The organism is Tolypothrix sp. PCC 7712 (assembly GCF_025860405.1).
In the GTDB taxonomy this organism is placed as follows: Bacteria; Cyanobacteriota; Cyanobacteriia; order Cyanobacteriales; family Nostocaceae; genus Aulosira; species Aulosira diplosiphon.
In genome coordinates this window covers 2,172,641-2,188,689 of the sequence record NZ_CP063785.1, presented here as the reverse complement: position 1 = coordinate 2,188,689, position 16,049 = coordinate 2,172,641, and the positions used below count along the sequence as shown (strand labels likewise).

The 16,049-nt window shown below is 42.6% G+C and carries 9 protein-coding genes and 1 pseudogene; 4 read left to right on the top strand and 6 right to left on the bottom strand.

Annotated features, from left to right (window positions below):
- Window positions 1–268 precede the first annotated feature (268 nt).
- The gene (locus tag HGR01_RS08835; RefSeq protein WP_045869477.1) at window positions 269–1,918 is read left to right on the top strand and encodes a hypothetical protein; all 1,650 of its coding nucleotides are present in this window, start codon (window positions 269–271) and stop codon (window positions 1,916–1,918) included.
- A 428-nt stretch (window positions 1,919–2,346) separates the two neighbouring features.
- On the opposite strand, the gene HGR01_RS08830 is transcribed toward HGR01_RS08835, so the two are convergent.
- The 5 genes and pseudogenes from HGR01_RS08830 to HGR01_RS08810 form a co-directional block, all read right to left on the bottom strand.
- Complete coding sequence (locus tag HGR01_RS08830) at window positions 2,347–6,699, bottom strand: AAA-like domain-containing protein (protein ID WP_045869478.1); 4,353 nt, start codon at window positions 6,697–6,699, stop codon at window positions 2,347–2,349.
- Window positions 6,700–6,783: 84 nt separating this feature from the next.
- Window positions 6,784–7,410, bottom strand: coding sequence for a type I restriction endonuclease (locus tag HGR01_RS08825; RefSeq protein WP_045869479.1), 627 nt, complete (start codon window positions 7,408–7,410; stop codon window positions 6,784–6,786).
- A gap of 91 nt (window positions 7,411–7,501) precedes the next feature.
- Window positions 7,502–9,163, bottom strand: a pseudogene (locus HGR01_RS08820) (AAA-like domain-containing protein).
- Window positions 9,164–9,531: 368 nt separating this feature from the next.
- Window positions 9,532–10,590 carry a serine/threonine protein kinase gene (locus tag HGR01_RS08815; RefSeq protein WP_045869480.1) on the bottom strand — a complete coding sequence of 353 codons (1,059 nt, stop codon included), beginning with the start codon at window positions 10,588–10,590 and terminating at the stop codon, window positions 9,532–9,534.
- A gap of 345 nt (window positions 10,591–10,935) precedes the next feature.
- Complete coding sequence (locus tag HGR01_RS08810; RefSeq protein ID WP_045869481.1) at window positions 10,936–11,826, bottom strand: alpha/beta fold hydrolase; 891 nt, start codon at window positions 11,824–11,826, stop codon at window positions 10,936–10,938.
- Between the two features lie 379 nt (window positions 11,827–12,205).
- Between HGR01_RS08810 and HGR01_RS08805 the strand changes: the two genes are divergently transcribed.
- Window positions 12,206–12,343 carry a hypothetical protein gene (locus HGR01_RS08805; protein ID WP_155539125.1) on the top strand — a complete coding sequence of 46 codons (138 nt, stop codon included), beginning with the start codon at window positions 12,206–12,208 and terminating at the stop codon, window positions 12,341–12,343.
- Window positions 12,344–12,374: 31 nt separating this feature from the next.
- On the top strand, window positions 12,375–13,100 hold the full coding sequence (locus HGR01_RS08800; RefSeq protein ID WP_045869482.1) for a TerC family protein: 726 nt from the start codon (window positions 12,375–12,377) through the stop codon (window positions 13,098–13,100).
- 127 nt (window positions 13,101–13,227) lie between these two features.
- On the opposite strand, the gene ndk is transcribed toward HGR01_RS08800, so the two are convergent.
- Window positions 13,228–13,677 carry a nucleoside-diphosphate kinase gene (ndk, locus tag HGR01_RS08795; protein ID WP_045869483.1) on the bottom strand — a complete coding sequence of 150 codons (450 nt, stop codon included), beginning with the start codon at window positions 13,675–13,677 and terminating at the stop codon, window positions 13,228–13,230.
- 251 nt (window positions 13,678–13,928) lie between these two features.
- Between ndk and speA the strand changes: the two genes are divergently transcribed.
- Window positions 13,929–15,947, top strand: a complete 2,019-nt coding sequence (gene speA, locus HGR01_RS08790) for a biosynthetic arginine decarboxylase (RefSeq protein ID WP_045869484.1) — start codon at window positions 13,929–13,931, stop codon at window positions 15,945–15,947.
- The last annotated feature ends 102 nt before the right edge of the window (window positions 15,948–16,049 follow it).

The following is a 16,049-nucleotide window of genomic DNA, read 5'->3' as shown; positions in this document are numbered from 1 at the left end:
ATTTTAATAAAATGCGTGGAAACTTTATCATCCTTATTTTAAACTTAATACATTAATACTTAAATACATAATAAAATTTAATGTTTCTACTTTAGTGGTTGAAGCAGTACAAATATCATATATAGTAATTTCTAATATTGATTAAGACTTTTCAGTACGAGAAGTAAACATCAGGGACGAGTTAATCGGAAATTTGATATTTATAATGAGGAATTTCCGAGATAGCTTCTGGATCTACGTTGGGAAAACGCGATCAACGCCATCAAAGATGCAATCCAAGGGCTGGAAAAATTTTGTATTTGCGGTTTTGTTAGCTATTGGTGGTGCAAACTTTTATTGCATCAGGGTAGGTAGAGCATCGGCTGCAAGTTCTCATGGGAACTTAGCGAGTAAATTAAGTCCGCCAAAAACTGTAGCATCAAACGTCACATCTTTAGCGATCGCACAAATTGCTAATCCGCAATGCGAACTGCTGCAACCAGATGCAAATAACAATCAACTAGCAGCGTTAGCAACAATAGATAAAATTCACAAGTTACCAAAGTCAACGCATAAAATATCCTTCTCTGGGCAGATTGACATTCAGAACTTAAATCAAAGTAGTAGTTGTTTAGAAAAATTTCTGAAATCTGATAACTCTTTGCAGTTATCCTTGCTTGACTCTGCTGTAGAAACTGCGAAACCCAATTTCAACTGTCAAGACAACTGGTGTCAACAGCCAAGTAACTTAAAAGTTTTATATTCACAACAATTACCCAAATCTACTGCACCAGGACAAGTAACAGCCCAAGTCAATCAACAACCACCCAATACCTCAAATCCCCCACCACCAAATAATCCGCCGAACAATCCACCGCCGAACGATCCACCGCCAAACAGTCCGCCACCAAATGATCCACCACCAAATAATCCGCCACCGAACGATCCACCACCATTAGAAGTACAACCTAATACTGTTCCCAGTCCTTCCCCAGCGCAAATAGAACAACTCTTAGAAACTCGCCAGCCTAATTATTCTCAAAGATTAGAAAGGCTGAGACAGAGATTGCAACAGCAAACACAATCGCCATCTGAAACGAACAATTTAGAGTTGGGATTGCGGGTGAAGCCACGAACAATAGAAGATCCACCACAATTAGAACAACAGCCACCAACACCAATAGAAAAACCAGTACCGCAGTTTCAACCTATAGGTGTTCTAGAAGCTCGTGTGGGCTACTTTTATACGGATAACATTTTTTCTTCAACTATTGACCCTATCCCAGACAGCTTAATTTTTTATGGGCTGACATTAGCCTCTGCATATTTTCCTTTAGGTTCGAGAACTTATATCAGTGGTTCTATTGACGGTACCCAGATTCATTATTTCGATCAATCGCTTTATGATTACAATCAGTTGCGATTCAACGTGAGTTTGTACCGACAACTATCACGGCGGATGTATGGAGAAATTGCGTGGAGTAATCAGATGTTGTTCTACGCCAACAACAGTGATACCTTCAGCTCAGGCGATCGCTTTTTAAGTGAAAACTCCATCCGGTTAGCTATAGGGCGACGAGATCCCCTAAGTTCCAAATTATTTCTCGATAGCTTCTATGGATTAAGTGTCAGTTTTGCTGATCCAGAAAGCCGTAGTCGGATCATTAACTCTTTGTGGTTATCTTTAAGCTACTACGTACAAAAACCCCTACAAGTTGGGGTTAACTATCAGTTCAACCTGTCAAATTTTACCAATCGTCCCGATGCCCGCGAAGACCAATTTCACCGCTTATTTGGGCATTTAACCTATCGAGTCTCCAAAAACAGCAATCTTAACCTTCAGACTGGTGTTAGCTTTGGCGGTTCCAGCGCCCCCAACATAGATTTTAATGGTTGGTTCTTCAGCCTTAATTACAACTTAGAGCTAGGCCAATTTTAGTTCAAGCACCCCTTGTAGAGACGCGATTCATCGCGTCTCTAATTTCGATTCATCACGTCTTTGATGTTCCCCATAGCTTCGCGCTGACAAAATTTCCGTTCAAAACAGGAAACTCCGCCTTCTAAACAAGAAACTCCGACTTCACAACAGAAACACTCTCATTCCCAGCAAGAACATTCTCATTCCAAACAGAAAGATTCTCGTTTCAAACAAGAACATTCTCCTTCCCAGCAGAAACATTCTCATTCCAAACAAGAACATTCTCCTTCCAAACAGGAACATTCTCATTTCAAACAAGAAACTCCCCGTTCAAAACACAAATCGTAGCCTAAAATTACTCATCACTCCCCTTCTACTCTACATTTATACTGATTTTCATAGAACATGATCGCCCTTCCCCCCTTCCCCTTTCCCCCTTCCCCCTTCCCCTACCTTCCCTTACACACCTTCGCCTCATCAGGATGGCTAACCAAATAACCCTTCAGCCAACTGCAACCCTGGGCTAATAAATCATCAAGACTCAGATTCCACAATTTGATGGTCTTGTCAGCACTGGCGGAAGCTAAAGTTTTACCATCGGGGCTAAAAACGACGCTGTTTACCGAATTGCTATGCCCAGTCAGGGTGGAAATTTCTTTGCCCATCTCCCGATTCCACAATTTGATGGTCTTGTCAGCACTGGCGGAAGCTAAAGTTTTACCATCGGGGCTAAAAACGACGCTGTTTACCGAATTGCTATGCCCAGTCAGGGTGGAAATTTCTTTGCCCATCTCCCGATTCCACAATTTGATGGTCTTGTCAGTACTAGCGGACGCTAAAGTTTTACCATCGGGGCTGAACACGACGCTGTTTACCGAATTGCTATGCCCAGTCAGGGTGGAAATTTCTTTGCCCGTCTCCCGATTCCACAATTTGATGGTGTTGTCATCACTAGCGGAAGCTAAAGTTTTGCCATCGGGGCTGAAGACGATGCTCATGACCCCATCGCTATGGCCATTGAGAGTGGCAATTTCTTTGCCCGTCTCCCAATTCCACAATTTGATGGTGTTGTCCCAACTAGCGGAAGCTAAAGTTTTGCCATCGGGGCTGAACACGACCCTGAAGACCGAATCGCTATGCCCAGTCAGGGTGAAAATTTCTTTACCTGTGTCCCGATTCCACAATTGGATGGTCTTGTCATCACTAGCGGAAGCTAAAGTTTTGCCATCGGGGCTGAACACGACGCTGATGACCGAATCGCTATGCCCAGTCAGGGTGGAAATTTCTTTGCCTGTGTCCCGATTCCACAATTTGATGGTGTTATCAGTACTGGCGGAAGCTAACGTTTTGCCATTGAGGCTGAAGACGACGCTGTTTACCGATGAGCTATGCCCAGTCAGGGTGGAAATTTCTTTGCCTGTGTCCCGATTCCACAATTTGATGGTGTTGTCACCACTGGCGGAAGCTAAAGTTTTGCCATCGGGGCTGAAGACGACGCTGATGACATAATCGCTATGCCCAGTCAGGGTGGAAATTTCTTTGCCTGTGCCCCGATTCCATAATTTGATGGTGTTGTCACCACTGGCGGAAGCTAAAGTTTTGCCATCGGGGCTGAAGACGACGCTTCTGACATAATCGCTATGCCCAGTCAGGGTGGAAATTTCTTTGCCTGTGCCCCGATTCCATAATTTGATGGTGTTGTCCCAACTGGCGGAAGCTAAAGTTTTGCCATCGGGGCTGAAGACGACGCTGATGACATAATCGCTATGCCCAGTCAGGGTGAAAATTTCTTTGCCTGTGTCCCGATTCCACAATTTGATGGTGTTGTCAGTACTGGCGGAAGCTAAAGTTTTACCATCGGGGCTGAAGACGACGCTGATGACCGAATCGCTATGCCCAGTCAGGGTGGAAATTTCTTTGCCTGTGTCCCGATTCCACAATTTGATGGTCTTGTCAAGACTGGCGGAAGCTAAAGTTTTGCCATCGGGGCTGAAGACGACGCTGATGACCGAATTGCTATGCCCAGTCAAGGTGGAAATTTCTTTGCCTGTGTCCCGATTCCACAATTTGATGGTCTTGTCACCACTGGCGGAAGCTATAGTTTTACCATCAGGGCTGAAGACGACGCTGATGACCGAATCGCTATGCCCAGTCAGGGTAGAAATTTCTTTGCCTGTGTCCCGATTCCACAATTTGATGGTGTTGTCAGTACTGGCGGAAGCTAAAGTTTTACCATCGGGGCTGAAGACGACGCTGATGACCGAATCGCTATGCCCAGTCAGGGTGGAAATTTCTTTGCCTGTGTCCCGATTCCACAATTTGATGGTCTTGTCAAGACTGGCGGAAGCTAAAGTTTTGCCATCGGGGCTGAAGACGACGCTGATGACCGAATTGCTATGCCCAGTCAAGGTGGAAATTTCTTTGCCTGTGTCCCGATTCCACAATTTGATGGTCTTGTCACCACTGGCGGAAGCTATAGTTTTACCATCAGGGCTGAAGACGACGCTGATGACCGAATCGCTATGCCCAGTCAGGGTAGAAATTTCTTTGCCTGTGTCCCGATTCCACAATTTGATGGTCTTGTCAAGACTGGCGGAAGCTAAAGTTTTGCCATCGGGGCTGAAGACGACGCTTCTGACATAATCGCTATGCCCTTCCAAGCGATTTTGTTCGCGAATATTTAATAAAATGGTTTGTAAACTAAACAAAGGGCTATAAGCAGGATAATCTGCTAAAGATTTTTTATTCTTTACCAGAGTTTTTAGTTCTTTTCCAGTCTGCATTGCTAACAGTAGCCCCTCTATTTCCTTTGAAGATGTAAACAATCCCAAAGCATTTGTTCCATCTTGTTCTAATTGGGTAGCTTTTAAAGCAATTTTTCGGTCTTCATCTGCCTTTGCACGGGCATTAACGGCTGCATTCAGAGCAGTTTTAGCAGTTTGTAATTCTTGTTGCGCCTGCTTTTGTTCTTCCCTAGCCCGATTTAAACCTGCAACAGCTTCTTCACGCTGCTGTTGTGCTGCTTGTCGTTGTTCAACTGCTTCCTTTGCCTGTCCCTCAGCTTGACTAACCTTGGCGTTAGCTGCTTCCACTTTGCTTTCCGCTAATGTCACTTTTTGCTGTGCCTCATTCACTTTGGCATTTGCAGTTTTCAACTTTGCAGTTGCATTATTTAGATTTTGTTGTGCTTGTGCTGCTTGCGCTGATAAATTTTTATTCTCTACCGATATGCGCTGATTCTCTTGCTTAGTGGTTTCTGTTTCTGTTTGCGCTTTTTTTAGCTCTGTTTGAGCCTTATCCGTTTCTGTCCTAGCTAATCGTGCTTGCCCTAATTGATATTGAGCCAACATTAACGATGCTGCTGCCCCCACCATTGCCAACCCCAGCACCACAGCACCAACTTGAATCCGTCGATTAGCTTTGCGGTTCGCCTCTGCCAAAACTTGCTTCGCCTGTTCTTCCGCCTCCAACCGCCTTTGCACATCACGCTTTTCTAATTCCTGACTAGCAGCCAAAAACCGATAATCCAAATCGCTTAAACTTTTACCCGTCGCCCATTCTTGAGCATCTTGCAAAGTCTTTCCCCGCAACAACCGCGACTCATCTTGTTGTTGCGACTCCACCCAAGCATTAAAAGCATCAGAATATGGGCGCAGCTTTGCCAAAAGCTTTTCACTCCATTCCGGCTTAAACACCTCAGCATAAATCCGGTTATAAATTCGCAGCTTCCCATCCCGCTTCACCACCAAACCCGTTAACCGCAACTCAGTTTGTTCAGCACTATCATCAGCCGCTATCTCTCCCTGCTGCGAAATCTGCTGACACAACGCCAACAACCTTCCAGCCTTCTCTTCCCCCCCCGCCATAATCCTGTCCCGGATCGTCTTCAAATGCTCCGGCTCATCCTGCGCCTCCCAATTCTCAATAATCCGCCTCCTCACCAAATCCTCAACCAACCCCTCAATTTTGGATTTTGGATTTTGGATTTTAGATTCTTCCCCTTTCTCCCTTTCCCCGTTTCCCCCTTCCCCCTTCCCCAATCCCACCACCAACTTACAAACCTTCTGCGTCAAAAACGGCTGTCCCCCCGTCCACGCCAACACCACCCGCATCAACTCCCCAGAATCACCCTCCGCCGCCAACCCCCGCGCCAAAGGTTCCGCCTCATGGAGTTGAAAGCCAGTTAAATCAATTGCCCGCCCAATATTAAAAGGAGTGCGGCGTTTATCTTGAATTAGGTCTGAGGGGGTAGACACCCCAATCAAAGCAAAAGTCAGGCGATTATAATCTGCATGGGTAGCCCTGCGGTTATAGCAATCGCGAATCACGGCAAAAAAATCATCTAAGTTGAACGAAAGACTGAGAATGCTGTCAATTTCGTCAATAAAAATTACTATCTTCTCAGTAATTATTTTGAGTAAAACCGTTTCGATAAACTTACTCAAATGCTGCACAGGGGAAAGCAAGCCATTCTCTGTCCACCAAGTATCTAAATCAAAGCTGTTATAAAGATCCAAACTCCCCACTAGGGTATCAATCACCCCTGCATACCACTGTTCTGGGGTAATATCTGCTGTGCCAATAGAAGTAATATCAATCACCGCACAGGCAAAGCCTTCATTTTGTAACCGTTGCATCACCTGCACCCGCAAACTAGACTTGCCCATCTGCCGGGAATTGAGGACATAACAAAACTCACCCTGGGTCAAGCCTTCATAGATGTCATCGTCAGCTTGTCGTCTGACATAAGTTGGCGCATCTTGGGGCAAACTCCCCCCGACTTGATACTGGTACTTTGTCATAAGGGATGGTTGACGGTTGACGGTTGACGGTTGACGGTTGACTGTTGACTGTCTGGTAAATGATGTAGGTTAGCCCAGCTATGCCTACGAATTACGAATTAAATCAGCTAGGCGTTTTAATATTTTGATGACAGTATAAAGGTCATCCCGGCTATCTAAAGCGAAGAAATCGGATAGAGCGTATTGAGGAGTTTCAGCTTTGATCAGTTTGATAAATCTAAATTCATTACCATTAGTGACAAAGCCAAAAACAGGTTTTTCTGGAGTGGTATCAGCTAACATATAAGCTAATGCTTGGGGAATGGCAACAGTTAAAGAATATTGCGCTCTTTTTGCCTTAATTACCAGCACCCATAATGGTGGATGAAATACCAATATATCAATGCGTCCTCGAATGATTGTGCCTTCATCTTCCGAAGAAATTTCCACTTCTTCCTCAGCAGCAATGTAAAAAGGTGGTTGATAAAAACCTGCTAGACGCAATAGTGGGGAAAGTACCACCATTTTGACTACAGGTTCTAAAATGGGATATCGAGATAAATGCTGATATTCAGCTTTAATTTCTGCGACATTTTGCTTTTCTAACTCATTGAGTTCTGGTAAATTATCTCGCCACTCACCAAAGAAATTTTCATCATCATTACGTTGTAAATTAAATTGCTCAATTAGTTGATTGAGGCTGACATCTTTTGCCTGAATAATCTGAACCATAGATATATTCCTGTTTACTGGAATGGAGAAATATAAATAGTACAAACCTTGAATTTTTGACGGTGCGTTGCGCCTAACGCACCCTACTGTTTTATTTGTGAGAATTTCCTGGCTTGACACCGAGGCGCGCAGAAAAATATTGCCTATATAAATCACACAAAGGTATCACATCATTCCCCTGAAATTTAACTAACCCCATACTGCGAAGTTTAAACGCCGCTTCTACGCCTACATTTACAGGCTCATCTGCTGTCACCACTTCTTTAATTGCTGCTAATAATTCTGCGTCTGTTTGCAAATTTAGCCAATGGCGGCGCAAATGATCGCTATAAGGCCCTTCTTCTGTTGCGGCAATTTGCTGTAGTTTCGGCAGTGTAATTCTACAACGAGCAATTTCATAAAGTGCTACCCTCACTAAATAAGGATGACCATCAACCAACTTTCTCAATTCCTCTACCTGTAAATCAGACCAATTTATACCGTGACGCTTGACTAAATCTTGCACTTGTGAATAATTTAAATCTGGTAATTCAATTGGTAAACCTACATTAAAAGGTGACTGATTAATATTTAATGGAATATAAACTTCTTTAGAATGAGCAATCACCAATCTAAGATTTTTCCAAACTATTTCATTTTTTGACCGTTCATGCCAAGCCCGCAGCAATCCAAAAAAATCTGCCGCAATTATCGGATGTTTGAAAACTTCATCTACTTCATCCAAACCCAAAGCAATAGGAGTATTAATTGCAGGTAATAAATAGCGTTGGAAGTAATTTGTACATTTATTCTTACTACCTAAAACCCCTTTCCAATAATCCTCTAGCTTTACTGGAATATTCAATTCATCAGTAATACTGGCACAAAACCACTGTAAAAATAAATCTAAACTACTCAGAAATTCTGCATCGGCTGATTGAAAATTTACAGATGCATTTTGATAATCATGTTGATGAGCATGATGAAGAATACGCGTCATCAAAGAAGTTTTACCCATCTGTCGAGGCGCTTTAATCCTAATTAATGCCCCAGGTTTGAGAATAGTTTCATAACAGTCTGTTTCGATTGGCGGACGCTCAACATAAAAAGCAGAATCTAGAGGTACTTGTCCTTCAGGATTTTCTAGAGAGATGACTTTTACTTGCGGTGTTGATTTTTGAGAAATTCCTTCATTAGTTTCTGAGTTACCTGGGAAATGATTCCTAGTTTTTAATACTGGAGTTGCAGATTCAGGAATATTTTCTAAATCAATAGCAGTACAGCCAAACTCATAAGCTTCCTCATAGGTTCTATCGGCCCCCAGTGCATCATAAAAGCCTACAGCAAATTAAATCGCCGCGCGATCGCCAATTGCCTGACTCATACCCACTACACAATCAATATGTTGATGAATCGCTACAGCTTGTACTTCGCTATAACAAGCATTCAACAACACACACTCAACTTGATTTCTAAATAATTTAAATAATCTTGCCAGCGCAGCCGTACTTACTAACTGAATTTCTCCAGCATTATTTTCCAACGCCAAACCTTGATTTCCAGCCCCATGCCCAGAAAAGTGAACTATCTCCGGTTCATAATCTAAAAGCGCACGGCGTAAATCATCAGTTCTGACTGCCCATTTCGTGATAATTTCAAACTGATCTCGGCTTCTGGCGCGTTCCAAACCAGCCTGAATTTCCCGCACTTCTTCATCCAGGCGTAGTTTGTCTGTATTCGTAGGATTAGCAGATAAAATCAGGATTTTCTTCACAACGCTGTCAAAATTACTGCAAGCAAGTTGATTTGCTAAAGGCAGTTTACTATAACAGCGTATTATTGACCTGAAGTAAATTATATATTGTAGGGTGAAATGTCGCTTACTTTAACAGGTTTTAGATCCCCGACTTTTTGAAAAAGTCGGGGATCTGAGCAGCAATGTTTACTAAAAGTAAGTGCTATTTATCTGTAGGGTGTGTTACGGCTATGAAATGATTTCGAGCTGAGAGACAATGAAATTTAGCCGTAACGCACCGCCGCGTGGATGGTGCGTTAGGCGCTAGGATAGTTCTCTCTTGATAAATCATATTGGAAATCAGCGCCTAACACACCCTACAGAAGTTTCACTTTATCAATGGTCTCTTAATGGTTAGGTTTATTGAGACAACTAGCAATTGCATTAAATGCGTGACATTCTCTTGTTTCTAGTGTTTGCTTATGAATATTTTCTGATTGAGCTATTATTAAGGTTTTCCCAGCAGTAGCGATTGTACCAATAGTTGCTAATCCCAACACAAAAATTTTCTTTTTCCTCTTTATAGTAGCTGCTAAAGTTTCCCAAGCTGTAGCATTACCAAGTACTGGAATTGTTTTTAATACTTCTAAAGCAACTGCTGCATTAGCATATCGATGCTGGCGTTTATATTCTACCATTTTCATTATCCAGCGCTTGAAGTATGGGTTGATTTGAGGTAGTAGTTTTTGCACCTTGAAGCGATATTTATCATCAATTAAATGACTAATATTTACGGAACGAGTATTAGTCAATAAGCAAATCAATGTAGCTCCTAAACTATATAAATCGGATGCCTCCGTTAAGGGATATCCAAATTGTTCTTCTGGTGGCATAAAACCTGGTGTGCCAACAGCAAAACTGCTGAGAGTCATTTTTGCACCTTTGTTGCGAGCCAAACCGAAATCAACTAAATAAGCATTAAATTGCTGATCAACTAACAAATTTTCTGGTTTTATATCCCGATGGATAATTGGAGAAACTCGCTTTTGTAAATCAACCAAAATTTCTAATACTGAGATAGCAATTTTTTTGATTTCTTCTGGATGAAAGCTGTATTGTGATGCTAAAGAAGGGGCATTTTTATATTCCTGCAACATATAAAAACCCGCTGGTGTTGCAAAAGAATCAACATAGCGGGGAACGCGTGCATGATTTATTTGTTGCAGAATTGCAATTTCACTTTCATAAGCTTTTACGACTGACGAATCAGGAATCGCATGGGCAAAACGGAACTCTTTAATTACGATTTTTTGCTCAGTTTTAAGCGCATGAGCTAAATACGTAGTACGTCCTGCTTGTCGATTGCGTCCTAGTTCTCGGATAACTTGATAGCCTTGCTGAGAAAAATCTGGATATTTATGGACGGGAACATTCCCTTGATATCCATTTTGCACATCAAGCCCCATAGACAATTACCACACAATTTAATTTGGTCAAATGAAGGCTGAAGGCTAAAGGATGAAGTATGAGGTATGAAGTGTGAAATTACCTCTACTATGACTATGAATCGTCATAGATGTAATACCAATTCAAATAATGTTGGCGACACATCAATATATTCTAGAGGGCAAGGCATTGCCTTGCCCCTACTATCTGTCGCATTCTTTTTTCAAATTGGTATAACTTGCATTTTGTTTCATCCTTTATCCTTTACACTCCAGACTTCTTGAAGTGATGTGGATTGCTAACAAGTTAATAGCACCTTGTCACAAAGGCGCATAGACATCTAAAGATGCCCATGCGCGAAATCATCACCTTTGCGCTAGCCAATCCACAATTTGGGAATTGACAATATCTGGAACTTCATCATGAGGACAATGACCAGCGTTGGGAATGGGGATAACTTTGATGGCTTTACCATTCTCACGCGCTTCTTCGTAAATCTTTGCCCCCGTAATTGGTGTCCAAGGATCGTCAGCACCCCAAATTACTAATAAAGGACGTTCAACTTTAGGCAAAAGTTCCCCAGGAGTAGGCCCAGCAGGGGCTGTAAGAATCGATGCAAAGACTTTCTGCGCGCCAGGGTCGCAAGCGGGAGTATAAAGTAAATCAACTAATTCATCAGTAACAGCTTCCCGGTTACGATAAACCTGATAAAGTGTGCGGCGAATTTGGGATTTTTGACGGATGCGGTTAAAGACAAACTTGCCTGTGAGGGGCGATCGCACTACTTTATTAAATGCTGCCATCACAACCCTTAATGGTGGGTTCAATTCATGGGGACGATGGCTTAAACCACCAGCAGAGTTAATTAAAACACCACCTGCGGCCATTTCTGGATGTTCTGCCAGTACCATTAAGCTGATTAATGCACCAATGGAGTTACCGATAAATACGGCAGGTTGATTGATGTGTGCATACCAAAAATCTTTGAGCAGTTCTACCCAAATTTCCAAACTGTAATCAATTGGTGCTTTTTCGGAACCACCAAAACCCAACAAATCTACAGCGAAAACTTGATAACCTGCTTTTGCTAAAGCTGGAATATTTTTGCGCCAATGTCCAATCGAAGCGCCAAAGCCATGTACTAGTACTAGGGGTTCTCCTGTACCCATGACAGTGTACTGAATTTTATAGCCCCGCCAAGTCCAAAGGAATTTTTCTAAAGTGGCTGAAGGTAACTGTTGGGTAGTTAAATTCATTATTAAGATTCCTAAAGTATTGTTTTTATAGTAATACCTCCCACCAGTCACAATCTTAGAGAAATGCTATTTCTCAACCCTTTCGGTCATCTTGACGGCGTGTCGGGTTGTGATTTGTCATATCTAGGACTTACGCAAGTGTCATATTTTTTTCGTTTAGGTTTGTCAAGAGTCCAAAAAACCTGAATTTTTGACCCTTGACCTTTGACTCTTGACTCTTAAACCAGAAAATGAGTCTATCAGTTGCGTAAGTCCTAAAAACTTCTTGCCTAGATCCTAGCTTTTTGCAAAAAGTGGGGTGATAGAAATTTATTTAGGTATTTCCGTACTTGATTTCTCAAGAGTTTTTTTAAGAGAATGTTAAGACTTCTGGTGTGTCATGCTACACTCAACAAACTCTAACTACCCTGTGATTGCGCCAATTCCAGAGTTTTTAGAATCAACCACAGCCAAGTTAAGCTGGATAAAAGTAGCAATTGCTTGCACTTTAGAGGATGAAATTCGTTGCTGTTGTTAATTTTTAATTTACGCTGCTTGAGATACTTGGAATGCTAGACAAAATTTTTGATTATCTTCATTTTCACTTTAGCGTTGAAGCTCCTATAGTTCTGCTTATCCTGGTGTTTTTAGAAGCAGTGCTATCTGCTGATAATGCGATCGCCCTCGCTGCGATCGCTCAAGGATTGGAAGATAAAAAAGTTGAGCGACAGGCGCTAAACTTGGGATTAGTTGTTGCCTATGTGCTCAGGATTACATTAATTCTGACAGCTACCTGGGTACAAAATTTATGGCAATTTGAACTTCTGGGTGCGGCTTATCTACTATGGCTAGTATTCCAACACTTCACATCCCAAGAAACAGATGAAGAGAATCACCATCACGGGCCGCGTTTTAATTCTTTGTGGCAAGCGATACCAGTAATAGCTTTTACTGATATGGCATTTTCTTTAGATAGCGTGACAACTGCGATCGCAGTTTCTCAAGAAAGGTGGTTGGTATTAACAGGTGCAACCATTGGGATCATTACCCTGCGCTTCATGGCGGAATTATTTATCCGTTGGCTAGACGAATTTGAAAACCTAGAAGACGCAGGCTATATAACTGTCGCATTTGTAGGTTTGCGTCTGTTATTGAAGGTGGTAAACGATAGCTTAGTTCCGCCCGAATGGTTAATGATTACTGCGATCGGTCTGATCCTAGCTTGGGGCTTTTCCAAACGCACAAATATAGAAGTACCCCAAGAATTGTCTGAAAAAACTGAAGTACCAAAGTAGGGGATTGGGTAATGGGTAATGGGTAATAATAATTTCCCTTTTTTTCCTTTTCCCCTTTCCCCTTTACCCTTTCCCCTTTACCCTTTTCCCCCTCATCCCCAATCCCCAATCCCCAATCCCTAACTCCCTACTCGTGCAACCAAGGAGTTACTTCTGGTTTCCAGTTAACTAATTCTTCATCCTTAAACCACAGAGCAACTTCTTTTTGAGCTGTTTCCGGAGCATCGGAACCGTGGATGATGTTGCGACCAATGTTGATCCCTAAATCGCCGCGAATGGTTCCAGGTTCGGCGTTGAGGGGGTTGGTTGCACCAATCAACTTTCTTGCAGAGGCGATTACGCCTTCACCTTCCCAAACCATCGCTACTACGGGGCCGGAGGTGATAAATTCAACTAATCCTGCAAAGAAGGGTCTTTCGCGGTGAACGTCATAATGTTGTTCAGCTAATTCCCGACTGGGGTGAAGCAGCTTTAAACCCACGAGGGTAAAGCCTTTTTTTTCAAAGCGACCGATAATTTCGCTGACTAGTCCGCGTTGTACGCCGTCGGGTTTAATTGCCAAAAATGTGCGTTCCAAAGCTATCTCCGAAAACTTAATAAATTTTTCAAGATCAATTATCTTTTGTTCTTTGTCCTTAGTTCTTTGTCATTTGTTGATACTTTAGGGATTTTGACCCTAATGACAAATGACCAATGACTAATGATAAGTAACAGACGACTCTTGACCAATCAGAGTTTATCTCAGAAATTATCTCTGGGTGCATATGCGATCGCAAATGAATGCGTTAAATTGAAAATTCGTGGGTGAAACACAGAGGTCAGGAATAAATGGGTGTTGAGTCAACTGCTACATCTGAAGAGATAGTTAAGCTGCCGTCTAATGGACACAAACCAGAAGTGAAAAACCATAAGCCAAAAAAGCTGTTAGCGCCTAGTACTATCACTGATGATTCGCCTCGCGCTTGGAAAATTGAGGACAGCGAAGCGCTATATCGAATTGAAGGTTGGGGACAACCTTATTTTTCGATTAACGCGGCTGGTCATGTCACTGTTTCCCCAAAAGGCGATCGCGGTGGTTCTTTGGATTTGTTTGAATTGGTCAACGCTTTGAAGCAGCGCAATTTAGGCCTGCCGATGTTGATTCGCTTTTCAGACATTTTGGAAGACCGGATTGAGCGTTTAAATGCTTGTTTTGCGAAGGCGATCGCTCGCTATAACTATCCTGGTGTTTATCGTGGTGTATTTCCTGTTAAATGTAACCAGCAACGCCATTTAATTGAGGATTTGGTCAGATTTGGTAAGCCACATCAATTTGGTTTAGAAGCTGGCTCTAAGCCAGAATTAATGATTGCTCTGGCTATCTTGGATACCCCAGGAGCATTATTAATTTGCAACGGCTACAAAGACCAAGAATACATCGAAACGGCAATGTTGGCTCAAAGGCTAGGTCAAACGCCAATTATTGTCCTAGAACAAATTGAAGAGGTCGATTTAGTAATTGCCGCTAACCGTCAATTAGGTATTAAACCCATCTTAGGAGTAAGAGCTAAACTCAGTACCCAAGGTATGGGACGCTGGGGTAGTTCCAGTGGCGATCGCGCTAAATTTGGTCTAACTATGCCTGAGGTGATTGAGGCGGTTGACAAGTTACGCGAAGCTGATTTGCTCGATTCCTTGCAGTTGATGCATTTCCACATCGGCTCCCAGATTTCAGCCATTAACGTGATTAAAGATGCCATTCAAGAAGCCAGCCGCATTTACGTAGAGTTGGCAATGTTGGGGGCAGATATGAAATATCTCGATGTCGGTGGCGGCTTGGGTGTAGATTATGATGGCTCCCAAACCAACTTCTACGCCTCGAAAAACTATAATATGCAAAACTATGCCAACGACATCGTGGCAGAGTTAAAAGATACCTGTGCTGAACGGCAAATTCCCGTACCTACCCTGATTAGTGAAAGTGGTAGAGCGATCGCATCTCATCAATCGGTATTGATTTTTGATGTTCTCAGTACCAGCGATGTCCCCCTCGATACCCCAGAACCGCCACAAGAAGGCGAATCCCCAATTATTAATTACCTCTGGGAAACCTACCAATCGATTAACAAAGAAAATTATCAGGAGTTTTACCACGACGCAGCCCAATTTAAAGAAGAAGCTATCAGCCGTTTCAACTTGGGTATTTTACGCCTAAGAGAACGGGCTAAAGCTGAACGTCTCTACTGGGCTTGTTGTCAGAAAATTTTAAACATCACTAGACAGCAGGAATACGTACCAGACGAACTGGAAGACCTAGAAAAAATCATGGCTTCCATCTACTACGCTAATTTATCGGTGTTTCAATCAGCACCAGATTGCTGGGCGATTGATCAATTATTCCCGATTATGCCCATCCACCGTTTAGATGAAGAACCAATTCGGCGGGGAATTTTGGCAGACCTCACCTGCGATAGCGATGGCAAAATTGACCGCTTTATTGATTTGCGTGATGTCAAATCTGTTTTAGAACTGCACACCTTTAAACCAGGCGAACCCTATTATTTGGGAATGTTCCTCAGTGGAGCCTACCAAGAAATCATGGGTAATTTACACAACCTATTTGGCGATACTAACGCAGTTCACATTCAATTGACCCCCAAAGGTTACCAAATTGAACATGTCGTCAAAGGCGATACCATGAGCGAAGTAGTTAGCTACGTGCAGTACGATTCCGAAGACATGGTAGAAAACATCCGCCAGCGTTGTGAAAAAGCCCTGGAGGAAAAGCGCATCACCTTAGCAGAATCTCAGCGACTCTTACAAACTTACGAGCAAAGTCTGAGAAGATACACGTATTTGAATAGTTAGGGGTTGGGAACTGGGGACTAGGGATTGGGGATTGGGGAAAGGGAAAAGGGGAATAACAAACAGCAAATGACGAATGACGAATGACAAATGACAAACCCCAAT